Here is a 25,359-nt window from a genome sequence, read left to right as displayed (position 1 = left end):
GATGGACAGGAATTCAGCCAAGGAGCGCCTCGCCAGATCAGCCTTCCAATCGAGCTGTGCCGCTATTGCTGTAATTGCAGCGAGCGGAATCGCCCTCCCGGCGCATGCGCAAATCAATGCTTCGAATATTGGCTATGAAGACGTTCCCCGGATGCATTCCGGCATAGCAGTACAGAACATCCCGCAGATACGGCCTGGGATGGTCGTTCAAAACGCACCTTCTGCGCCGCCTTCGATGATGACGGTAGAAAATGCGCCATTCACCCCAGCTGCGACGATGATTGCTGAAAATATACCGCACGCCCGAGAGGGTTTAACTGCAATCAATCAACCCCAGGCCGTTGCGCCGCCTGTTTCCGGGACCCAGGCTTTCCAAGCCAGCGTCACTGCCAACTCTGCGCCATTTTCGCTCTCTCAAACTGCCGCCAGAGATACGGTAACCGTCACGTCCGCAGAAACAATTCTGACCTGGGCACCGCTGGACACCGCGAACAGCGATGATGCTATCAATATCCTGGATGTCTTTGATACCGTTACATTTGTTGGTCCAAATGCGGACTTCACCGTCCTCAATCGAATAATTCCGACCGGAACAAATACGGCCGGAGATTTGCGATCGATTGCCTTCGGCGGAAGCGTTGAAAGCCGAGTTGGCTCAAATACCGGAGCGATCGGCGGAAACCTGTGGTTCTATAGTCCAGGCGGAATCATAATAACCGGCACCGGGGGGTTTGATGTTGGCGGTCTCGTCCTTACCACCAATGATATCGATACGGCCGGCGGATTATTTGGCCCAGATGGTGAAATCCGATTCCGAGGCGCAGCGAACAGCACTTCCAGTGTTGAAATTGAGCGCGGTGCGAACATCAATGCCCAAATTGATGGCGCAAGCTATGTGGCGATGGTGGCTCCGCGCATCGTCCAGGACGCGATCGTCGATGTGGATGGCTCAGTAGCCTATGTCGCGGCCGAACAAGCCGATCTTACCATCAACAGCGGTTTATTCGACATCACCGTCACCGTTGGGACTACCGATCCCAATGGTATCGTTCACACCGGCCTCACCACAGGTCCCGCCGAAACGCCAACCCCACCCGGCCCTGGGGGCATCCCGGCCGGGGTACCTGACGCCCAGGCCATCTATTTCACAGCTGTGGCGAAGAACGATGCGCTAACGATGCTGCTCGGCGGGACATCCGGATACACCGCCGCTGTTGGTGCGACCGAAACCGATGGAGAAATCATCCTAAGTGGTGGTTACAATGTCAGTGTCGGTCCGAACGCCGCCGATCCGACAATCGATTTCGCTTCGACTCCGGTAAATAGCGTTGCGGTCAACGCTGATCTAACGGGTGATTTCCGGTCGGACATTACGGGTATCGCATCCGGAGCTATCGGCGTCGTGGCAGCTCCCAAGACGACGATGGATTTCGATGGCAATATCGATCTGACTGCGGGAACCCAGATCGATTTTGGCGGGCTGAATGGCGGTTCGATTCGGGCTGACGCTGATGTCACCCTGCGCGCTGGTTCGGGCACGCAGGGCGGCATTATCAACATCGTCCATGATGCCGACCCCTTCGATTCCGATTCACTCGATACATTCAGGATTCTCGGCAACCTGTCGCTGGACGTCAGCGCACGTGGCGTGGTTGACCTGACCCCGGGCGCTGACGGCGAGGATGCAACTGCGGGCACAATCACGATCAACATATTTGACGGCGGTGAGCTCGACATTGGAGGCACCGCATCATTCATTGCCGATGCTGTCGCAGGCCAGGGCCCGGCTTCGACCGGTGATGCAACGGCTGGCAGCGTCAGCATTACCCTGGGCGGTGCCGATGGCCTGGGAAATCCAAGCACCATCAATGTCGGTACGTTGTTGCTTAGCGCCTCTGCTGACGCCGCTAGCTTCCAAGTTGGCGCGATCCCGACCACAGCTGGCGGTGATGCGGTGGCGGGCAGTGTGTCGCTTAATCTCCAAGGCGGCGCGCTGACCGCGGGGAATGTCATATTGGATGCAAGCGCGCGTGCATCGATCGGCAGCGGGGCGGCGCCGGATAGCAATGACGCGACAGCCGGAAGCGTAGATGTCCAAATTACCGGTGGCGCGCATTCAATCGGATCACTCCTGATCGATGTCAGCGCGGATGATGCGGCATCAAAAGACGCAAATGGCAATGATATCAATGGATTGGCCAACGGTGGCTCTGCAACAATTCTTGTCGACGCGGCCACGGTAACACTTACCAACGACCTCGATATCAATGCGTCCACAAATGGCCAGACCGGTCCGGCAGCGCGAAGCAGTGTCGATCTGACGGTGCAGAATGGCGGCGTTCTGGATGTCGCCGACGATATCGACATCTCAGTTCGGGCAAGTGGCGGCAATACAGGGACATTGAATCAGGCAGGTTCGATTTCGATCCTTGCCGATAATGCCACCATCACGACCAATGATCTCTTCTTGAGCGCATCGTCCTTGCTTGGAGCATTTGGTGGCAGTTCACCGGCCGATGCCGCAGCTGGCGGCGATATATCTGTCGTCGCAACAAATGGCGGCTCCATTACCGTCAACGGATTCGCGTCGGCAAATACCAGTGCGACCTCGGCCAGTGCCAGCGGCGGTGCGACAGGAGACGGTGGCACGATCCTCTTCGATGCCAACGATGCTACAATCGAGATTTTCAGCTCAATGTTCGTTGATGCCAATGGGGTCGGCAACTCCAATTCTGACCCAAGCGCCGCACAACGCGGACGGGGAACCGGAGGCGACGTCACGTTCCGCGTCCAGGGTGCAGGCGGCGTAATGAACCTGGCCAATGTTTTTGCCAATGCTAATGGGTCGGTCGAGTTTGATGTCGAAGGCGGCGGCATTGAGCCTGTAGGCGAAGGCGGCAATGGATTTGGCGGCCAGGTCACATTCGATCTACTGGGCGGCACTTTCTCCGCCAATACCCTGAATGTCGGTGCGGACGGCGCAGGCGGACCTGGCGGCAGCACTCCGCCGAACGCGCCGGATTCTGAAGATTTGCCATTCCCGGATCAAATAGGTTTCAGTCTTTTGGGCTTGGAGGATGTTTTACCATTTGCCCTGCCAACCGACCCTGGAGCCCGCGGTGGCGATGGGGTTGGCGGTATCGTCAACTTCAATCTGGATCTGGGCGCCGGCACGGCAACAATTACCAATTTCACAGTTTCGGCCAATGGATTGGGCGGCGACGGAGCGATCGGCGATGCCGATGTAGGACTGGGCGCCGGCGATGGAGGAGATGGCTTTGGCGGCACCACCACATTCAATGCGATTTCCGGAACGTTGAACGTCACAAATACACTGACGGTGGAAGCGACCGGCAACTCTCAATTCTTTGTTGCCCAGGGCGGAGATGGCTTTGGCGCCGATGGGGGCAATGGCGGGAACGGAATTGGCGGATCAGCTACCTTCAACCTCGACGGTGCAGCCACAGTTACAACGAATGATTTGATCGTCGATACAACCGGCTATGGCGGTGCGGGCGGCGACACATCCCTCACCTTCGGCACCAATCTGCCCGGCGGACCAGGCGGCGATGGCGGATCTGGCACAGGCGGTAATGCGGAATTCAACAATGTCGCTGGCACGCTGACATTTTCGACCCTGACCGTCATCGCTGAAGGCCTGGGCGGCCAAGGTGGCACCAATAGTGGCATCACGGTCGGCGATGCCCGCGACATTGGCGGGAATGGCGGCGACGCCTTTGGCGGCACTGCCACCATAAACCTCAATCAGGATGATGCGACGAGCCCTGCGTATACAATTGATGCCTCGGCCACTGGTGGACAGGGTGGCGGCGGAACGGACAGCGGAAATGGTGGAAACGCAACCGGCGGCAACGCCAGCTTGAACATTAATGATTCCATCGTTTCCCTCGCCGCCCCTAGCCTCATCGCAACGGCCCGCGGCGGTAATGCTGGATTTGTCGATGCGCCTGGTGGCAATGGCGGCAATGGCGGGAGTGCCGTCGGTGGAACGGCGAGTTTGATCGTAACCGGGCCTACTACCCTCCTAACGCTGACATCACCTGCAAGTCTTGCCCCTCAGGTCGGCGGAACAGGCGGAAATGGTGCCGATGGTGGCGACGCTTTCCTTGACGCTCAAGACGGCGGAAATGGCGGTGATGGTGGCGACGGTACTGGTGGTACTGCTGAAATATTGGCGCTTTCCGGTGCAACAATCGACGCAACTGTTCCGTTCTTGACGATTTTCAACACCGGAGCCGGCGGAAATGGCGGCGATGGTGGAAGCAATTTTGCTACCTCGGGCACGGGTAATGGCGGAAATGGCGGAGCGGCTGGAGACGGCACTGGCGGAGTTTCCCGCCTGACAGTCGATGGCGGGCTGATATCCACCAATATCGTACAACTTTCGTCCGATGGCCGCGGCGGTAACGAAGGACTAGGCGGGACGTCCGGCGGCGCTCTTCCCGGTCTGGCCGGTATCGGCGGTGATGGAACCGGTGGCAGTGTCGAAGTGAACGCGATCGCAGGTGGCACTTTATCGATTGCGCCCGGCATTGCTTCCATTGGATCCGTACTGACATTGGGAGCAAGCGGAACAGGCACATCAGCGCCTGACCAATCTGGCGATGGTATCGGCGGATCGGTATCGGTCCTGGCCGATGGCGGTTTCATCGATATTCTCGGAACCGCGGTAAATGGTGACGTCTTCCGAGCAGATGGAACGGGCGGCAGCGGCGCGACCAATGTCGGTTCGGGCTTCGGCGGCCAAATTTCTTTGCAACTCATCAATGGCGGCACCCTTTTCCAATCGCCAGCGGTCAATCCCGCAACGCGAAACCGCCTCCAGCTGCTAGTTAACAGCAATGGCGGAGATGCGACCGCAGACGTTGGCGGTGTAGCCGATGGCAGCGCGGCGGCGATTAGTTTTGTCTCATCGGGCGGCAGTCTCACCGTGGATGAGCTTCTATTCAGGCTTGATAGTTTTGCCGGTGATGGAGGCGACGGTTTTGCGGGCGGAAATAGTTTTGGCGGTGACGCTGTCGCGCTGATCGAAAATTCAACGGCGGGCGATCCCAGCCTCTTCAACACCGTGGTCTTCCAGATCCTGAACCGCGCATTTGGTGGCGTTGGCGGAGCGAGCGCAGACGGTGGAGACGGTTTTGGCGGTGGCGTCACAATGACTGTCTCAGGCGACAGTGTGATAACTGGTTTAGGCGATAATTTTAGTTTCCCGCAATTCTCAGTATTCGGCATCGGGGGCGCCGGCGGCGACACGATAGACCCAACAATGGCGGCAGGCAGCGGTGGGGATGGCTTCGGCGGCACTATGGATATCATTATCCAGGGCGGCACCATTGACGTTCAAGGGTTTACGATGAACTCGATCGGCAGCGGCGGCAATGGCGGCGACTATATTGACGCGGTTGCCTCCGGGCTGGCGGGACAAGCTGGCGATGGTGGCGACGGGACATCTGGCCGTGTCACGATTGATATGACCGGCGGCACTTTATCGAGCAATGCCATATTCTCTTGGGCGAATGGCAGTGGTGGTGATGGCGGTGACGCCGATGTCGGTATTGCTGGCAATGGTGGAGCCGCGACAGGCGGATTGAGCGAGTTCAACTTCGCGTCCCCTGGAAACAGCGTCATTACAACCGGAGCGGTCGGTGAAATCCGTGTGCGAGCGCTAGCTGATGGCGGCAGAGCCGGACAATCGGCCAACGGCTCGGGCGGCGATGCAGGCGATGCCTTTGGCGGCACCGCAATTGCTACTATCGACAATGGCGCAACCGTTGAGTCATTGATCTTTATTGTAAATTCGACCGGCCGCGCGTTTGCGGGGGGCACCAACACCCTGGCGGCAGGCGGGCCGGGCGGAACGGGCGGTACTGGGACTGGTGGCTCTGCCACGCTCAATCTTGTTGATGGCACCTTGATAGCCGGTGATATGTTCGTGTTTGGCACCGGACTGGGCGGCATTGGCGGAGATAGTGCCGACGGCGTAGGCGGAACTGGCGGCGCTGGTATTGGCGGAGACTCCAATATCTTTGTGGGGTCCGGCAGCAATCTGTCTATGAGTATTTTCAAGCGATTTGGGTCCATCACCAATGGCGCCAATAGCGAGGGTATCGCCGGAGCTGGTGGCACTGGTGCGCTGGGCGGCGGCGATGGTGGGACTGGCACCGGCGGGACCGCGACAGTGATCGCGCAAGGCGGCACGATCTCGACATTTACAGGTTTCTCCTATTCCGCCTTTGGCGTTTTTGCCAACGGTGTGGGCGGCGATGCCGGAGGCGATCCCGTCGCGACTGGAGGCGGTGGAACCGGTGGTCTGGCTATCCTGGAGGTTCAAGAAGGAAGCCCCGGGATCATCGACGTCGGAAACACCCAGCTCGAGGCTAGCGGCATTGCCGGAAGCGGAACGACAGCAGCGGGCACCACCGCCGGTCGTGTGCAACTGTCCGATACATCCATTGATCCGCTCGGTCTGATGAATTTCACTCGGCTGACTGTTGAGGCCCTTGGAACCTCATTCGCGCCGACGAGCGGATTCTTCATGGCCGGCAATAGCGGCGCGACTACCGTAACTGGTGATTTGATCGTCAACACGAGCGGTAATATCGAATATGCGTTTGACGGAACCGGCCAGATCATAGTCGGCGGGCTTGCTGACCTGACCAGCACAGGTGGTTCGATCCTCTTCGCACACACCAATAATGGTGCATCGACCATCTCAATGGATGTCACCGACACGTTCGATGCCAATGCAGCGCTCGACTTTGACGCAATGGCTGGGTCAATCATCAGCGCCGGCCCGTCAATCACGATCCGGGCCGGGCAAAATGCCAGCGCGAATGATTTGCGTGCGGTAACCGATATCCTGTTGTCGGCGGGTCAAAATGCCACGCTAAATGATGGCATCGTTACCGGGCCGCCACTCACCAGTCCGATCACCTTCGGAACACAGATCAATTCCGGGATTACCATTCGTGCCGGCTTTGATCCGAACGTCACGTCCAATGAGTGGGATCCAAATTTCAATGCCACTGTGACGGGTACCGTTGTTTCGACAGGTGATGTCGATGTTCGCGCCGGGGGCAATGCGATCTTCCAGACCGGTGCCAATGTGATGTCCGACAATGGCATTCTCGTGCGCACTGGCGACGATATCGTGATCGTGGCAGGTGCCATATTGGAAGCTGCGATCAATCCGGTAGATCCGCCTGTTCTTGCAGACCCATTCTTTACGGAGAATAATATTCGGCTTGAAGCGGGCAGCTTGGCTTTCGATCTCAACAGCACGCCTTTGACACCGATTGCGTCAATCGTGAACGCCGGCACAATCAACGCCAACGGATTCGCGGTTGCATTGGACGCCAATGCCATTGACGGCAGTGGCGGAACAATAACCGCCAGCTCCATCGCGGCCGACATTAATGACGCTCCGGCAAATGGCGTGGCCCCATCCGATGATGCAGGGTTGCTGAGTGCGGGTTGCGTAGAAGGCAATGCCTGCCTGGGTACGCTCAACGCCGACAATCGCATCCTAATTGGGCAGGCCAGCAACAACGATATCATCGACGCGACAATCGAAGGTGGCACCGTCGCGGCTGACATCATCCGGATCACAACACGCCGTGATCTGACCATCGGAACAAATGGAATAGCGTCCGATTTCGACGCGACAACAGAGTTGCTGCTCGAAAGCCTAGAAGGCAATATCGATCTCCGGGATGCTACATTATCAAGCGATCTCATTCAGTTAAGCGCCGCATCCGGAAGCCTGTTGGGCACCGGCTCGATTACCAGCGGCAATGATGTCGGGATCACAGTCGGTTTCGATATTTTCGCGACACGCATCGATGCCGGCAGGGAACTTACCACTGTCGCGGATATCGGCGGCCCGCTTGAAGGCTTCTACTCGGTGCCCGGCAGCATGTTTGTAGCCAACCATAGTGTGGGCGTCGGCGATGTGAACTACGATGCTGGCGGCGATTTGATTTTCGGATCGCTTTCCGTTCCGAGCACCGACATATTCCTCTTCGCGCCACAGACGGTGGCGATCGACTTTACCGGTTCGGCCCGGAATATTGACATTGACGCCGGTGAAATCCTGCTCGGATTTGCTGGTGCGGGTATCGATATCAACCTCTTATCGGCGGGTCTGATCGATATTGGCACGATAGATTCCGGCAACTCGATTACCGCGGATGCCTTTGGCGATATCTTCTTCTTCGAGGCGACGAGCGGTGGCGATATTTTCATGTCTGCCGGGGGTGGAATATTTGGCGGCGATCTAGACGGGAGCACCCTGTTTCTTGACGGCGCGACAATCGAAATCGGGACTGCTTTTGGTGATTTCGTTGATTTCACCAGCGGTTTCGACATTCTGTTCGATCTCATTTCCTCGCCCAATGCCGTCACTCTGACCGCGGCCAACGGCATGATCGGCGCAAATTTCGGAAATGGCGACATAGACAGCGGCGACGACGTCACACTCCTGGCAGAAGATATCGCAGTTGGCGACATAACCTCAGGTGGGTCCGTTGATGCCGAAGCAACCGCCGGCGATGCCAGCTTTGGTACCGTCGATGCGGCAAATGACATCACGATAGTGGCGGCCGGCAATCCAAGCCTGCAAAACGCAATCAGCGGCGGCAATACAAGCGTCACCGGCGCGGCCATCACCTTCCTGAATGGTACAATTGGCGGTGATCTTACGCTCAACGCACTGAGCGGCAGCATTGACGGAAATGGCCTCATAACCGTTGGTGGCGGGGTCGATCTCGATGCGGCTGCCGATATCGGCTTTGGCTCACTCGACGCACAGGGCGGTGATTTTACAGCCGATGCCGGTGGCGGGATTGATTTCACATCCGCGTCGGCCGCCGGTGCGCTGACATTTGTCGCGTCGAACGGCGGTATCACCGGCACTGACATCGCCGCTGGCAGCGCGCTGACGGCCGAAAGCGAGACGAACCTGGAAGTCGACACCGTAACAGCTGGCGGCGACACTGCCCTGCGCTCCGCAACTGGCGCCGTCATCGTCAATACTGACACGGTGGTTAGCGGGGATTTGATTGCAAGTGGTGCAGCGATCCTGCTTACTGCTCAGGGCAATCTGAATGTTACAGACACGCGGGCAACCGATGGCGATGTCGACATTATTGCCGGCGGAGACCTGGACGTCGCAGCCGCCCAGTCGGTTGGCGACGTCAATCTGACGAGCAGCGGTGGGTCCGTTACAACCGGAACAATTCAAGCCGGCCTGCCGTCAGTATTGCCGGCCAGCGGCGCCATCCCGGGAGGATCATTGCCCCTTGGCACCGTCGTCGGCTCTCCCGGGCCCGGGGACATCACCATCACTGCGGCGACGGATGCAATCATCACGGCAGACGCCGTGGCGACCAATGACCTGTTCATATCAGCCGGCGGCTTGATCGACTTGCAGGCCCTGGCGACTGGCATCACCATCGACACGAGCAGCGCCGATTTCGATATCGGAAGCACTGGCCAGCTTGGCACATCAGACCTGACTCAATCGATCCTGATACAGAGCAATGGCACCAACGCGATGGTCCTTGGCGGCGCCGGCACCACAGGCGTCTTCAGCCTCGACGCGACCGAGTTCATGCAAATCCATTCCGGTGGTGATCTGACGATCATCGCGACATTTGCTACCTCCGCCTCACCAACTCTAACCATCGAAGATCTGGATGCTCAAGTGGCAACGGGCGGTGGCGGAACGCAGGACGGAAATATCGGCATGGCCGGCGCACTCAACATCCTGACCGAAGGCGATATGCGGGTGAACGGTGAACTGGTTCTCAATGGAGCAACCGCCAACACCCTGCTCAACCTGACGGCGGACACCGATATTCGGCTTGATGCCTCAACCGGCAATATCGCAGTCATTGATGCGAATGGCGGGCTAGCCGGCCAGTTATCGCTCTCTGCTACCACAATCACCGCAGCCACTGATTCAGCCGCGAACGATATCGCCGGAGCCACAGTGGCAGATGCCGATACGCGCCTTGCCAACAATGACGGCATTGTCCTGGATAACGGCTTTTTCCAGGCCGATATGCTGACCTTTACGGTCAATAACGGTCTCTATGTCCAGAACAGCGGCGCGGGCACCGACTTTGATGATCGCCGCGGATTCCTCGTCGGGAATGGCGGAGTCACGATCAATGCAGTTTCCGCCGGTAGTGCACCGGCAATTGTCATCAACGGTATCCAACAACAGGGCGGAACCACAATCACCGGCATCGACATGATAGCCCAATCGACGATCAACACGGCTTTTGCCGCCGGTTCGACGATAAATGGCTGCCTGATTGCTAATCCAGCATCATGCACGGGAGCACCGCCACCTCCGCCTCCGCCGCCGCCTCCGCCGCCGCCTCCTCCGCCGCCGCCGCCGCCGCCGCCGCCGCCGAGTGTTCCTGATCGACCAGGCGATCCAATCCAAGATCTGGTGGAAGAAGAGATTGAGGAACAGGAAGGCGGCCCAGGCATTCCGATTTCACCTCTGATCGAAACGGTCGACATCACGCCGAACCCCGAAGGGCCAATTATTGACGATCCGGTTACGGGATCGGGTAACGAGGATTTATGGATCCGCAATCCGAGCGCTGGTGGGTCGGACGACTAGCAATTCCCAGACGACGTGACTCGCGAAACGATTGACGTTCTTGCGCTATATCGCCATCGCTTGGCGCCATGACCGAGAGCCTTTCCGCCCCGCTCACCTTGTTCAACAGCCTGACCCGTTCGGCTGAAGAATTCGCGCCCGTCAATCCAGGCAAGGCCCATGTCTATACGTGCGGACCGACGGTCTATAATTTTCAGCATATTGGAAACATGCGCGCTTATATCTTCGCGGACACTTTGGGACGGACGCTCTCCTGGAAGGGCTATAACCTCAGCCACATCATCAACATCACCGATGTCGGCCACCTAACCTCGGACGCTGATGCCGGTGACGACAAGATGGAAAAGGCCGCGAGCGAAACCGGCAAATCTGCGTGGGATATCGCCAAATTTTATACCGACGCCTATTGGCAGGACATAGAGCGCCTCAATATCCGGCAACCCGCCAAATGGTCGATCGCCACAGAGCATGTCGAAGAGATGATCGCGTTCGCGAAATCGATCGCAGACACGCATTGCTATGAACTGGACAGCGGGCTCTATTTCGATACGTCCACTGTTCCCGATTATGGCCGGCTGGCACGCGCCAAGACAGATGACGGCGAAGGCCGGATCGATCCGGTTGAAGGCAAGCGCCATCAAACCGATTTCGCAATCTGGCGTAAGACCCCGGCAGGTGAAACCCGTCAGATGGAGTGGGATTCACCCTGGGGTAAAGGCGCTCCCGGCTGGCATCTCGAATGCTCAGTCATGAGCAAAATGTATCTCGGTGAAACCTTCGATATTCATACCGGGGGCATTGATCACCGAGAAATCCATCATCCCAACGAAATCGCACAAAATCAGGCACATAGCTGCTCTGCAGATACCGGTGCGAACATCTGGATGCATAACAATTTCCTCGTCGATCGCGGCGGGAAGATGAGCAAGTCAGCCGGCGAATTCCTGACCTTGCAGGTGCTCGTCGACGCAGGCGTCCATCCCCTCGCCTATCGATTGATGTGCCTTCAGGCGCACTATCGCAGCGAGCTGGAGTTTACGTTTGAGAATCTGCTGGCAGCGCTCACGCGCTTGAAGCGGATGGTGATGACGGTGGCACAGTTGCGAGCGGATGCGGAGCCAGCAGCAGCGTGCACCCACCCAAGATTGCGCGAGATGCTCGACGCCTTTGATGTGGCGATCTCCGACGATCTGAATACGCCGAAAGCATTGACGCATCTTGACGAAATTCTTGCACAGAAGAAAATCGACTGTAGCGAGAAACTGGCCGCGATTGCGGAAGCCGATGCTGTCCTCGGCCTCAACCTGTTGACGCTGGAACGAGCCGACCTTCGACTTCGCCCGGCCAAAGTCGAGTTCACAGAAGACGAAGTAGAGCATCAGCTCAATTTGCGCGAAGAAGCCAAATCAAACAAAAATTACCCGGCTGCCGACGCGATCCGTAATGAACTCGCCGACAATGGCGTCGAGATCATGGATGGAGACCCACTGCGATGGGAATGGAGAATTGACGCATGACCAAAGCCGCAATCGCCTCGCTGATACGCCCGCTTGTCGAAGGTCAGCTCGATGGTCTTGATGTCACCTGGTTTGATAGTGGGGACCAGGCACTGGAGATTGCCGACACGGTCGAGATTGGCTGGTTCGATATGTATGACAAGCCGAAAATGGGAGAGATCATCTCCGCCGCCACCAATCTCAAATGGCTCAACTCCATCTATGCCGGGATCGAACATTTTCCCGTCGACGCCTTGCGGGAACGCGGCACGATCGTGACCAACGGTACAGGGATCAACGCCATTCCGATCGCGGAATATGTCGTTATGGGCATGCTCGCCGCGTCAAAGCGCGTCGATAAATTACTGGATTCGCAAGCTAAAAAAGAATGGCTGAACGGTCCGCCTGGCAATAGCGAGTTGTTTGAAAGCAAGGTGCTGATCATTGGGTATGGCGCAATAGGCCAGCAGGTTGCGAAGACGCTTTCCGGTTTCAATGCCGATATCACAGCTGTGCGCCGCACTCCGGTTTCCGACGGAAGCGCCATTGGCCCGGATGATTGGCGATCACGCCTTGGCGAATTTGACTGGGTTATTCTTGCCGCGCCTGCAACCGATGAAACACAGCATATGATTGGAACTGCCGAGTTGGCAGCCATGAAGGACAGTGCATGGCTGGTGAATATTGCGCGCGGCTCACTGGTCGACCAGCCTGCCCTGATCTCAGCGCTTGAAGCCAAGACAATTGGTGGCGCTTTTCTTGATACTGTGACACCTGAACCCTTGCCGTCCGATGACCCACTTTGGACCGCCCCCAATATCTTCATAACCTCGCATATGTCCGGCAACGCAACGACCCGCATGTTCGAGCGTGCCGGCCAGCGTTTTGTTGAAAATCTCAAACGCTATCGCAGCGGTGAACCGATGATATCGGTTGCGGATCTCAATCTGGGTTATTGATGCGTGACGCGCAGGCCGCGCCTGTGTACCCTTCTCCCGGGTTTGCCGAACTGAGTGCTCATGAGGGGGAGAACGAGGATGACCAAGGCATCCGATTTATTCATTCAGTGCCTGGAGGAAGAAGGCGTCGAATATGTGTTCGGCGTTCCGGGCGAAGAAAATCTCGATTTTCTCGAAAGCCTTTCAAATTCCAATATTGACCTGATCCTCACCCGTCACGAGCAGGGAGCCGGATTTATGGCGGCAACATATGGCCGCCATACCGGCAAAGTTGGCGTATGCTTGGCAACGTTGGGGCCTGGCGCAACCAACTTCGTAACCGCCGCTGCTTATGCCCAACTTGGCGGGATGCCGATCCTGATGATCACCGGCCAAAAGCCAATCAAGAGTTCGAAACAGGGCCGCTTCCAGATCCTAGATGTGGTCGACATGATGGGTCCGATCACCAAATTTACGCACCAACTCGCGTCGGGCGACAATATCCCCTCGCGCGTCCGCGAAGCCTTCCGCATTGCAACAACCGAGAAGCCCGGTGCTACGCATCTCGAATTCCCGGAAGATATCGCCGAAGAGCCGAGCGACATGACGCCGATCCCGCCGAGCCTCAGCCGCCGGCCAATCGCAGAAGCGAAAGCCATTCGCGCTGCAACGAAGCGCCTCGAAGCGGCAAAATCACCGGTTCTGGTGATCGGTGGCGGTGCCAACCGGACCATGTCGAGCCGCATGCTCACACAATTTGTCGAGAAGACCGGTATCCCCTTTGTCACCACTCAGCTGGGTAAAGGTGTGATCGACGAAACGAGCGAAAAATATCTGGGTTGTGCAGCGCTATCGGCGGGAGACTTCGTCCATCGCGCGATTGAGGCGGCCGATTTGATCGTCAATATTGGTCATGATGTGATTGAAAAACCGCCGTTCTTCATGAAACGCGGCGGGGCCGAAGTGATCCATGTCAGCTGCATCCCGGCAGAGGTCGATCCGGTCTATTTCCCCCAGGTCGAAGTGATCGGCGATATCGCCAACGCGATCTGGCAGATCAAGGAAGACATTCTGCCGCAAGGTCATTGGAACTTCCAAAAGATGCTGAAGGCGCGTGATGCAGAGGTCGAGCACACAGCAAGCCTTGATGACGATATGCGATTCCCGATCTATCCGCCGCATCTTGTGAAATGCGTGCGCGAAGCGATGCCGGCCGACGGGATCATCACGCTCGACAATGGCGTCTACAAGATCTGGTTTGCGCGCAACTATGCCGCGCGCCAGGCGAATACCGTTCTGCTCGACAATGCGCTGGCAACAATGGGTGCCGGCCTGCCCTCGGCAATGGGGTCGGCGATGGTCTATCCGGATCGCAAGGTGATGGCGATCTGCGGCGATGGCGGGTTCATGATGAATAGCCAGGAGATGGAAACAGCGGTTCGGCTTGGCCTCAACATCACGGTGCTGATCTTGCGCGATGACGCCTATGGGATGATCCGTTGGAAACAGGCCAATATGGGTTTCAAGGATTATGGCCTGACCTTCGGTAATCCGGATTTCGTCAAATATGCCGAGAGTTATGGCGCAAATGGGCATCGCGTTGAAAGCGCCGATCATCTGAAAGAGTTGCTCGCGACATGTCTTGGAAGCGACGGCGTGCATCTGATCGATTGTCCGGTCGATTATTCGGACAATGACCGCATTCTCAACCATGAGATCAAGGAGTTGAGCGCCAAGCTGGACCTTTGATCCCGCATCATCGCGGAGAGCAATATGAGCTACGTCCAAGGTTTTGTCATTCCGGTTCCGACAGCGAACAAGGAAGCCTATCGCGTTTTGGCAACCAGCGTTGCCCCGCTTTTCTTCGACTATGGTGCCCAGCGCATTGTGGAATGTTGGGGCGACGCAGTCCAGCGCGGATCGAACACCGATTTTTTCCGCGCCGTGAGCGCTGAAGATGATGAGAATATCGTCTTCTCCTGGATCATCTGGGAGTCGAAAGAATTCTGCGATCAAGCCATGGAAAAAATGACTGCCGATGAACGGATGGCCGAACCGCCCAGCAATCCGTTCGACGGCAAACGCATGATCTATGGCGGCTTCGAAACACTGTCCGAAATCAACCGGGCAAGCGATACGGTCGGCTATGTCCAAGGCTATGTCGCACCGGTTCCACAAGACAACAAAGCCGCGTTCGAGACGATGGCCGCAACGATGGGAGAGATTGCTTCCGATCATGGTGCCCTTGCTGCCTATGATTGTTGGGGCACCGATATTGCCGATGGCGAGACCACAGACTTGAAGCGCGCCGTTAAAGCTGCGCCGGATGACGTCGTCGTATTTGGCTTCACCGCCTGGCCCTCCAAGGAGGCGCACAGCGCTGCAATGCCCAATCTCCAGAGCGATGATCGCATGCCAAAACCCGGATCGGAAATGCCGCTAGATGGATCCCGCCTGATATTCGGTGGTTTCGAAGTGTTGATGGATGGGCGACCGAGCGAATGAAGCTCGAAAAAGGCTAATTTTCCATTGCGCCCAAGCCTTTTAGGCGCTTGCCAGAAGCGCCAAGAAAGAACATAAGTTTAGCCAAGACGGGGTCGCGAAAATTCGAAGGGATGCGAATGCGTCCGTCTTGATCGAATACCACGCCAGGGGGAGGTTTATGGCGGGTAAAGCGAAGTGGGCAATCGGACTGTCGGCCATTGCAGCAGCAATTGGCTTCTCGGTCGGTCTCGGCCAATCGAATGACGCGACAGCTGCCGCTGCGCAAACCTCTGCCAACACCCATGTCGGCGTCGCGAGCTGTGGCGGAACCACCTGTCATGGTCGGCAAGAAGCCGACGGCGCCGTGGTTCGCCAGGACGAACTGATGCGATGGCAGGAACCATCCAGCGCGACCGGGTCGCACAGTCGAGCATATGCCGTTCTCACAAACCCTCGCTCACAACGCATCGCCAACGAATTGGGCATTGGTAATCCGGCAAGCGCGACAATGTGCCTTGGCTGCCATAGCGACTATGTCCCCGCATCGCGTCGCGGTCCGCGCTTCCAGCTTTCCGATGGCGTAAGCTGCGAGTCCTGCCATGGCGGTGCTGGCGGCGGCGAAACCGGCTGGCTCGCCAGTCACTATGCTGTCGGCAACACCCATGCCGCAAATGTCTCGCGCGGCCTCTACCCATTGGAAGATCCAAGAGCACGGGCATCAATGTGCCTTAACTGTCATTTCGGCAGCACAGCTGAAGGCCAATTTGTCGATCATCGGATCATGGCGGCCGGCCATCCCCGCCTTGTGTTTGAGCTCGATCTTTTCTCAACCCTGCAACAGCATCACGACGAAGATGGCGATTATTCGCGTCGCAAGGGCCGGACCAATCATGTCCGCATGTGGGCTGTCGGCCAGGCAACCGCACTTGAACGCTCGCTCACGCTATTCCAGAACCAGCGCTTCGGCACAGAAGGCCTGTTTCCCGAATTCTTCTTCTTCGATTGCCATACATGCCATCGACGGATCTATGACGATCCGAATGCCAGGCCCACAGGGATCGCTAATCCGTCCCGCCCAATCCCCAATGGCTTTCCATCCTATCAAGACGAAAACATAATCATGCTGGCTGCGGCAGCGCGGGTTATCGCTCCCAGCCTCGCCGATAGGTTCGATAGGGACAGTCGCGCATTCCACGGAGCGATGGCCGAAGGCCGAAGCGCCGCAACCGCGGCTGCCGCACGTTTGAGGGATAGTGCTCGCCAGCTTAGCAATGCCTTCGCCTCAGCCAGCTTCAACCGGCAACAAAGCTTCGCAATCATTGTCGCCGTTTCTTCCGAAGCAATCCAGCCTCGCTACACCGATTACGAAGGCAGCGTGCAGGCGGTGATGGCCACCGACACCTTACTGAATGCGCTGGTCAGCCAAGGAACACTTACCGAGGCATCAGTCCGCGGCATTCGCGCTGACATCAACGCGGCCTATGCCGCCGTGCGCGAACCCAATTCGTACCGACCGCTCGAGTTCCGCCAAGCCCTGCGACGCGCTTCCACTGCCATAGGACGGCTCCGGTGAAGACGGACAAGCGATTAACTGCACTGCTGACGGCCAGCGCCTTTGCCCTCGCCGCATGCGGTGGCGGCGGTAGCGGCGGGACTCCGGGCAATACGCAAGGGAATCCAGCGCCTGCTCCGCCCCCTCCTCCGCCGCCGGCCGTGACCCAATATGCGGTACCCGCGCAGGAATCTTTGTCGGCGGCCGATGTCCGGCAGGTGATCGCGCAGGCTGCCGGGGAAGCGACTGCACGCGGGCTGCCCGTGGCTATCGCCGTCGTCGATCGGGTCGGCAATGTCCTCGCCGTCTATGCAATGACAGGCGCGGATCTCTCATTGAGCGTCCCGTCGGTTCCCGGCACGGATTTTGACTTGCAGGGTCGAGCCCTGCCGGCGCCCGCCGCAGCGGCAGGCGCGATCGCCAAAGCGATAACCGGTGCCTATCTATCTTCGGGCGGGAATGCATTCTCGACGCGCACTGCCAGCGAAATTGTACAGGAACATTTTCCGCCAGCTCCAACAACGGTTGGGCTTGAAAGCGGGCCGCTATTCGGTGTGCAATTTAGCGCTTTGCCGTGTTCCGACCTTGTCCAACGCTTCACCGCGGCGATGGGAGCGGACGCACTCATCGGACCGAAACGATCGCCCCTCGGCCTTTCCGCCGATCCGGGGGGATTTCCGCTCTACCGCAATGGCGTCGTTATTGGCGGCGTTGGCGTAATGGGCGATGGCATTTACGGGTTCGATCCCAATCGGCTCGACAATGACAATAGCGACGAGGAAGCAATTGGCCTCGCCGCAACAAATGGTTTCGAAGCACCGCGATCAATCCAGGCTGATCGTATTCCCGTTGACGGCACGACGCTCAAATATAGCGATGCCGACACATCGGATTTTCAAAGCGACCCGAACTCGCCACCAGCATTTGCAGCCATAGCGGGCTCGCTGGTTAGCGTAGCTGGCTATTACGATATGGCGGGCGGTGTTCTGGCTGGAACGGCATATGGGGCAGAAGCATCCGGAATACGTGCATCGACAGCCGCCGAGTTTTCGATCCGAGATGCGTTTGTCCTGTCGGACGGATCAGGGGCCAACCGCTTCCCATTGCGCGCCGGAACGGACGGGGCCGATGTCACAACACCGCTTACTCTCGCCGAAGTCACAGCCGTGCTGGAGGAAGCCTTTATCGTAATGCGGCGCGCCCGCGCGCAGATCCGTAGGCCGCTCGATAGCCGGGCCGAGGTTACGATCTCGGTTGTCGACACACATGGAGAAGTGCTCGGTATTGTGCGCTCGCCCGATGCGCCGATCTTTGGGATTGATGTTTCGTTGCAAAAAGCACGTACAGCGACATTCTTCTCCGGTGCCAATGCCGCAACATTACTGCAGGGCAATCCGAGCGCGGATGTTGTGTCTTTTGTCCAGGCTACGCGCGATTTTCTGGGTGACCCTAACGCATTAACCGGCGCATTTGCGTTTTCGGACCGGGCTGGTGGCAATCTTTCCCGCCCCTATTTTCCGGATGGAGAAGTCGGGCGTCCGCAAGGTCCCCTGTCCCGGCCGATCGACAGCTTCAACCCCTTCTCGACCGGCCTGCAATCCGCGCTGATCCTCGATAACATCCTCACCCACGTCGGATTCATATTCGGAATGAACGCCGACACGCCACCGCGCTGCACCGCTACACCCGATGTCGCTCCCGGTCAGAACCCGCTCGAAAACGGTATCCAGATTTTCCCTGGCTCCGTGCCCATCTATCGCGGCAATGCGCTAATTGGCGGGATTGGTGTTTCGGGCGACGGTATCGACCAGGATGACATGATCAGTTTTCTCGGTACGCATAATGCGTCCGTCCGCGTCGGTGGCATCAATAACGCAGCACCGTCGATCCGGGCCGATCGGATTACCGTCGATGTTGGCGGGACCGATGTGCGCTTGCGCTATGTGAACTGCCCCTTTGCGCCATTTCTGGATACGGACGAAAACAATGTCTGTCAGGGATTGTAGATAGATGGCGGCCGTGGCCCCTCTTATCTGCATCGCTGTTGCGACGCAGGCTCCGGCAGCCTTTGGGCCGCCTCCACCCTTTGTGTCGTCGGTAGCGCTGGCAGTCGCATCGGCGGCTGAACCGCAAGGCAGCCAGATGCGCCGGCGCGTGCCAGGCGAAGACGAAACCGGCCTCAACGAAATCCAGATCGAAGATGAAATGGAACCCGGCGACGCTGATGAAACGATCATCGAAGATCGCCGCCGTCCCGGCGTCCCACAGCGCAACCTGCCCGATCCGATAACTCAGGAGAATGTTGGTGCGGTGCGCGCGCCGCCGCCGCAGGCCTTTCCGGGCGACGAGTTTCCGGTGCCAGATCGCTGGCGGATTGTCGAAAGCCTCGGGGTCAACGAAAATCTCCTCGACCCGTATAATCAGAACACCCTGAAGGGCGATCGTCCGATTCCACTTGGCGATCTGCCAGACTGGTTACCGATCAATGGCGATGATTGGTTTCTGGTTGTGAACGCCATTTCAGATACGGTCATCGAGCCGCGCAGTTTCCCGACCCCGGTCGGCGTTCAAACAACAACTGAACCCGACAGCCTCGATGTCTTTGGCCAAGCCGATAGCCTTGTGCTTGCGCAGACTTTCATCACCGGATTTGCACTGCTCAAGGGATCAACGGCCTATAAGCCGCCCGATGTCGAATATCGCGTCACCCTGGCAACCCAGTTCAACTATGTCGATGTCAACGAACGTCGTATCCTGTTTGTCGAACCGAGTCGGCCCAGTCATCGGTTCGACTGGTTCACCGGCGTCCAGGAATTATTTTTCGACTATCACTTCCGCAACACATCGCGTCGCTATGACTTCGATTCCATTCGCCTTGGCATTCAACCGTTTAATGCAGATTTCCGCGGTTTTCTCTTTCAGGATAATCAGCTCGGCGTGCGCCTGTTTGGTACGCGGGACAATAACCGGTTCCAGTATAATTTGGCCGCGTTCATGCGGCTGGAGAAGGACACCAATTCCGGGCTGAACGACGTCTTCGCGACGCCACGCAGCGACTATGTCTTCCACGCCAATCTCTATCGCCAGGATCTGCCCATTCCAGGTCTGACGAGCCAGTTCAGCGTCACCTATAACGCCAACCGCGAACGCACTGATGTCGAGATTGACGATAACGGTTTTCCGGTGCGCCCGGCCCTGCTCGGCAGCTTACGCGGGCGCAATTATGACGTTGTCTATCTGGGGTATAACGCGGACGGACGGATCGGGCGGTTCAACATATCCGCCTCAACCTATCTGGCGCTGGGCGAAGACAGGAACAGCTTCTTCACCGATGAACCAGCAGATATCTTTGCCTATTTCGGGGCGGCCGAAATCAGCTATGACGTGGACTGGATGCGGTTCCGATTGTCTGGCCTGTATGCGAGTGGCGATGGCGATCCGTACGACGATACAGAGCGGGGTTTTGACGCGATCTTCGAGAACCCGATCTTTGCTGGTGCAGATACAAGTTACTGGATCCGTCAAGTCATTCCATTTGCCGGTGGTGGCCGCGCGATTGGCGTCAATGGCCGTAATGGCATCCTCAATTCGCTGCGCAGCTCCAAAGAACAGGGCCAGTCCAATTTCAACAATCCGGGCACTATACTGCTCGGCATCGGCGCTGATTTCGATCTGACTCCGGAGCTCAGACTGTCAGCCAATGCCAATCATCTCTGGTTTGAAAACACCAGTAGCCTGCAGGCGCTGCGTAATGAGGGCAGCATTCCAAACTCTATAGGCTATGATCTGTCTGCCGCTGCAATCTATCGACCGTCGGGAATCCAGAATGTCGTGTTCCGCCTTTCCGGCGCTGCATTTGATGCGAGCGATGGCTTTTCCGACCTGTTCGCTCAGGATCGTCGATCAGGCACATATTATTCCGTCCTGTTTAACGCGATACTGACCTACTGATGGCGCATTGGATCACCCTTCCCCGCATCGCGACGTTGGTCGCAGCAGTCGGGATTATGTTTGCCGCCTTGTCGACACCAAGTGGTGCGGCGGGTGACGAGACGGCGATCGAGCGTGACTATCTGGCGGCCGGGGTGCTCGCTGAGCCTGCCCCTCGTACGCAGACCCAGGAAGAAGCCGACGCCAAAAGTGTCGGCTGTGTCAGCTGCCATACAGCATCCGATGAGCTGACCATGCATGCGACGCCGGCAGTAATCCTGGGCTGCACCGACTGCCATGGCGGCAACCCCAATGTCGCGCTTACCGATACCAGCCTTGATTTCGATGACCCGGCCTATCTCGATGTACAGTATCGCGCGCATGTGCTGCCGCTCTATCCTGACAGCTGGCACTGGCCGAGCAGCGCGAATTATGACCGCACCTACACGCTCCTCAATCGTGAAAGCCCGGAATTCATCCGCTTCGTCAATCCGTCAGACTATCGCGTCGTCCGCGAGGCATGCGGTTCGTGCCATATCGAAGTGATCGAAGCGACGGAGCGCTCGCTTATGGCAACCGGCGCGATGCTGTGGGGCGGTGCGTCCTATAATAACGGGATCCTGCCGTACAAACGCTATATCATCGGCGAAGCCTATACGCGGGATGGTGAGCCGGCGGCGATCATGTCGGCTGGCGATCCGCATGGCACAGTGACCCCGGAGCAGGAGGCGCGCGGTGCCCTGCCTTCGCTGGCTCCGCTCCCCACTTGGCATGTTGTTCCGCCCGGAGACATTTTCCGGGTGTTCGAGCGCGGCGGTCGCAATATCGCATCCCAGTTCCCGGAAATCGGTATCCCGAATATCGGCGGTAACATCCAGCGCCTCGAAGAACCCGGCCGGCCAGACCTGCGCCAATCCAATCGTGGTCCCGGCACAGGCCTGCGCGTCTCAATTCCCGTGCTCAATATTCACAAGACACGCCTCAATGACCCCTTCACCTGGTTCATGGGCACCAACGATCAACCCGGCGACTATCGCCATTCCGGCTGTGCATCCTGCCATGTTGTCTATGCCAATGACCGTGAGCCCCGCCATTCGCTGAGCTGGGCACAATATGGCCGCGATGGGCAGACCGCGACCGTTGATCCGACCATCAATCGTCTGCGCCAAGGTCAACATCGTCCCGGACAGTCGGGATCGCATGATGAGGTGAATGACGACACGCATGAAGTGGACGTCACCATGGCGCCCGGCCAATGCGGGGCGGCCTTCGACATGATCGCCGAGCGTCTTCAGGAGCAAGGCATTCGCGGATCGGGCGGACAACGCCATGACGATGAGCATGGTGACGACACACATGAGGGCGAGGAACAGGCTGCATCGGATGGTGTCGGCGGCCCTGATGAAGTGGACGGCTCCGTGCCGATGGAACTGCGCGAACGCGGCCATCCTGTGCGCCACGCCTTCACCCGTTCGATCCCGACAGCCCAGTGCATGAACTGCCACATGCATCAGCCCAACATGTTCATGAATACCTATCTCGGTTACACCATGTGGGACTATGAGAGCGACGCGCCGCTGATGTGGCCGCGCGAACAGGTGTTCCGAACTGCCGAAGAGATGTTCGCGATCCTTGATCGCAATCCTGAGATGGCGGCGATCCGTGGTTGCTGGGGTGACGTCGATTTCCTCCGCAACGTCACCGATCTCATCAATCCGCAGGCCGAGACGACGCAATTTGCCGACTATCACGGCCATGGCTGGAACTTCCGGGCCATCTTCCGCCGCGATCGTGAGGGCAATTTCCTCGACGAAGACGGCAATATTCTCGATCCGGAAGACCCCGAACTTTTCCGCCGCGAAGGCGAAGGCCAGTTTGTCGAAATCGGCACCAATCCCGGTCGCTCTGTCCATATGATGGACATTCATGCCGAAGTCGGCATGCAATGCGCCGATTGCCATTTTGCGCAAGACAGCCATGGCAATGGATTGATCTACGGCGAGGTCGCCAGCGCTGTCGAAATTCAGTGCGTCGATTGCCATGGTACAGCGGACGATTATCCCACGCTGCGTACATCAGGCCCGGCCGCGCCGCCCACCGGCAACAATCTGGCATTGATCCGCAATCCGGACGGCCAGCGCCGCTTCGAATGGATGCGCGACAATGCAGGCAGGCGCATTCTCGTCCAGCGCTCAATCGTCGATCCTGAACTCGAATGGGAGGTCAGCCTGGTCCGTGACACGGTCGATCGATCGCATCCCGATTTCAATGAAGCATCCGCGCGCTCCAAATTGATGGGCCGAAACGGCGCGGAGACCGGGGTGTTCGAGTTCGGACCGGGCATCGCGAGAGAAGACCGAGCACATCGCGATGAAGAAATGGCTTGCTTCACCTGCCACCTCTCCTGGACGACATCATGCGGCGGCTGCCATCTTCCGATTGAGGCGAATGCGCTCAATTCGAGCCATCACTATGACGGGCTGCAATCCCGCAATTTTGCGACATACAACCCGCAGGTGGCGCGCGATCAGATGTTCCAGCTCGGACGCCATCAGGACACGCGTGGCAATATCATCGCGCCGGTGCGCTCTAGTTCCGCGCTGGTGCTTTCGTCCACCAACATCAATCGCGAGCGGATCTATGTGCAACAGCCACCGATCGCGGCATCGGGTTATTCGAGCCAGGCCTTCGCCCCACACTTCCCGCATACGGTGCGCCGGACAGAGACCAAGCAATGCACCGATTGTCACCTCTCCCAGGCCAATGACAATAATGCGATCATGGCGCAGCTGCTCTTGCAGGGTACCAACTTCGTCAATTTCGTCGGGCTCAACGCATGGGTCGGCAATGAACAGGGCTTCCAGGCCGTTCGCGTAACCGAATGGGAAGAACCCCAGGCCGTCTTCGGCTCCTACCTCCATCGCTATGCCTATCCCGACTATTGGGAACGTCATGTCGAAGACCATGAGCGCGAGTTGATCGAGTATCGGCGCGGGCGGATCTTTGACGACGAGCTATCCGGTGAAACCCGAGCGATTGAAGAGATTGAGCATATCACGCAGCGGACCAATGACGCCGCCCGCTGCCTCCAGTTGCGCGGCGAATATATGTTCGTCGCCGAAGGACGCGGCGGTTTCCAAGTTTATGATGTCGCCAGCGTCGCCAATAAGGGTTTTTCCGAACGGATTATCACCGGCCCCTTCTCGCCACTCGGGCATGACACGCGGGTCGACACTGAAAACGCGACCTGCATGGCTCTACCCACCAATCAGAATATCGCACCCACCCGCCAGGAAGCGATGGCGAACATGATGGTGACGACGGCGGATGGAACCGAGCAGAGCCTGCTCGAGGTCAATCGCGAGCAGCGTTTCCACCCCATCTATAATTATGCGGCCGTCAGCGACAGCGTTGAGGGACTGATCATGGTCAACGTCAATACGATGGCGGATGGCGAGTTGCGCAATAACTTCCTCCGACGCGCCGAATTTGCCGATGGCAGCGATGCCTGGAACGAAAATGGCGTGCTCACCGGCGCACGTCATATCGTTCTCGGCGGCCATTATGCCTTTATTGCAGCCGATGCCGGGATGGTAGTTGTCGATCTCGATAATCCCCTGGCCCCGCGCCATGTTGCGACTATCCCGTTGAACGATGCTCGGGCCTCCGCGCTCCAATTCCGCTATCTTTGGGTGACCACAGCAGACGGTGTGCAGCTCATCGATGTCACCGATTTCGAAGCCCCGCGCCTCATTCCAGGAGCAACCTTCCCCTTGGCCGACGCGCGTCGCCTCTACCTTGCCCGAACCTACGCCTATGTTGCTGCGGGTCGTGATGGCCTCGTCATCCTCAACGTGACCAATCCCGAAGCACCAACCGAGCATGCCCGCTATGCCCGCGAAGGCGAGACCCCGGACACTCAAGACGTGATTGTCGGGACGACGAACGCATCACTATTTGCCTATATCGCCGATGGAGCGAATGGGATGAAAGTGCTGCAACTCACCAGCCCTTCAAGCCAACCCAATTTCTATGGCTTCTCGCCGGCACCGGTACCCGAGCTTATCGCCTGGATGCGCACGTCATCACGGGCGCTTGCCCTGTCCAAGGGATTGGATCGAGATCGCGGCGTCGACGAGACGGGTGGCCAGATGGCTGTTTTCGGGCGCCATGGATCTCGCCCCTTCACCCGAAGCGAGATGGAGAGGTTATTCCTCAACAGCCGCCGGATTCCCTACCGGGTCACCGATCAAGTCGACATGGATAACTGGGTCGCCGCCGCCTTCGCACGCCGATAGACGA

Annotated in this window: 9 protein-coding genes; all 9 read left to right on the top strand. The window is 58.0% G+C overall.

From position 1 onward, the window contains the following. Positions 1 to 235 precede the first annotated feature (235 nt). The 9 genes from HFP51_RS03430 to HFP51_RS03390 all read left to right on the top strand — a co-directional run bounded on the left by HFP51_RS03430 (position 236) and on the right by HFP51_RS03390 (position 25,355). On the top strand, positions 236 to 10,657 hold the full coding sequence (locus HFP51_RS03430; RefSeq protein WP_176874379.1) for a hypothetical protein: 10,422 nt from the start codon (positions 236 to 238) through the stop codon (positions 10,655 to 10,657). A 68-nt stretch (positions 10,658 to 10,725) separates the two neighbouring features. Beyond that, on the top strand, positions 10,726 to 12,174 hold the full coding sequence (cysS, locus tag HFP51_RS03425; protein ID WP_176874378.1) for a cysteine--tRNA ligase: 1,449 nt from the start codon (positions 10,726 to 10,728) through the stop codon (positions 12,172 to 12,174). After that, positions 12,171 to 13,112 carry a D-2-hydroxyacid dehydrogenase gene (locus tag HFP51_RS03420; RefSeq protein WP_176874377.1) on the top strand — a complete coding sequence of 314 codons (942 nt, stop codon included), beginning with the start codon at positions 12,171 to 12,173 and terminating at the stop codon, positions 13,110 to 13,112. Before cysS ends, HFP51_RS03420 begins: the two co-directional genes overlap by 4 nt. A gap of 78 nt (positions 13,113 to 13,190) precedes the next feature. Next, the gene (locus tag HFP51_RS03415; protein ID WP_176874376.1) at positions 13,191 to 14,840 is read left to right on the top strand and encodes an acetolactate synthase large subunit; all 1,650 of its coding nucleotides are present in this window, start codon (positions 13,191 to 13,193) and stop codon (positions 14,838 to 14,840) included. Between the two features lie 24 nt (positions 14,841 to 14,864). Then, positions 14,865 to 15,596, top strand: a complete 732-nt coding sequence (locus HFP51_RS14800; protein WP_176874375.1) for a DUF1428 domain-containing protein — start codon at positions 14,865 to 14,867, stop codon at positions 15,594 to 15,596. Positions 15,597 to 15,753: 157 nt separating this feature from the next. Further along, positions 15,754 to 17,148: a multiheme c-type cytochrome gene (locus HFP51_RS03405; RefSeq protein WP_176874374.1), complete on the top strand. Its 1,395-nt coding sequence runs from the start codon at positions 15,754 to 15,756 to the stop codon at positions 17,146 to 17,148. Continuing rightward, the gene (locus HFP51_RS03400) at positions 17,145 to 19,133 is read left to right on the top strand and encodes a heme-binding protein (protein ID WP_176874373.1); all 1,989 of its coding nucleotides are present in this window, start codon (positions 17,145 to 17,147) and stop codon (positions 19,131 to 19,133) included. The genes HFP51_RS03405 and HFP51_RS03400 overlap by 4 nt, the downstream gene beginning before the upstream one ends. Positions 19,134 to 19,137: 4 nt before the next feature. Continuing rightward, on the top strand, positions 19,138 to 21,078 hold the full coding sequence (locus HFP51_RS03395) for a hypothetical protein (protein ID WP_255454814.1): 1,941 nt from the start codon (positions 19,138 to 19,140) through the stop codon (positions 21,076 to 21,078). Further along, on the top strand, positions 21,078 to 25,355 hold the full coding sequence (locus HFP51_RS03390) for a hypothetical protein (RefSeq protein WP_255454813.1): 4,278 nt from the start codon (positions 21,078 to 21,080) through the stop codon (positions 25,353 to 25,355). Before HFP51_RS03395 ends, HFP51_RS03390 begins: the two co-directional genes overlap by 1 nt. Positions 25,356 to 25,359 lie beyond the last annotated feature (4 nt).

Origin of the sequence: Parasphingopyxis sp. CP4 (genome assembly GCF_013378055.1) — a bacterium.
In the GTDB taxonomy this organism is placed as follows: Bacteria; Pseudomonadota; Alphaproteobacteria; order Sphingomonadales; family Sphingomonadaceae; genus Parasphingopyxis.
This window is presented reverse-complemented; position numbering and strand designations above follow the sequence as displayed.

Excerpts from the sequence above, each read along its gene's own strand:
- HFP51_RS03430 (WP_176874379.1), top strand. The coding sequence starts at position 236 with ATGATGACGGTAGAAAATGCGCCATTCACCCCAGCTGCGACGATGATT.
- cysS (WP_176874378.1), top strand. The coding sequence starts at position 10,726 with ATGACCGAGAGCCTTTCCGCCCCGCTCACCTTGTTCAACAGCCTGACC.
- HFP51_RS03420 (WP_176874377.1), top strand. The coding sequence starts at position 12,171 with ATGACCAAAGCCGCAATCGCCTCGCTGATACGCCCGCTTGTCGAAGGT.
- HFP51_RS03415 (WP_176874376.1), top strand. The coding sequence starts at position 13,191 with ATGACCAAGGCATCCGATTTATTCATTCAGTGCCTGGAGGAAGAAGGC.
- HFP51_RS14800 (WP_176874375.1), top strand. The coding sequence starts at position 14,865 with ATGAGCTACGTCCAAGGTTTTGTCATTCCGGTTCCGACAGCGAACAAG.
- HFP51_RS03405 (WP_176874374.1), top strand. The coding sequence starts at position 15,754 with ATGGCGGGTAAAGCGAAGTGGGCAATCGGACTGTCGGCCATTGCAGCA.
- HFP51_RS03395 (WP_255454814.1), top strand. The coding sequence starts at position 19,138 with ATGGCGGCCGTGGCCCCTCTTATCTGCATCGCTGTTGCGACGCAGGCT.
- HFP51_RS03390 (WP_255454813.1), top strand. The coding sequence starts at position 21,078 with ATGGCGCATTGGATCACCCTTCCCCGCATCGCGACGTTGGTCGCAGCA.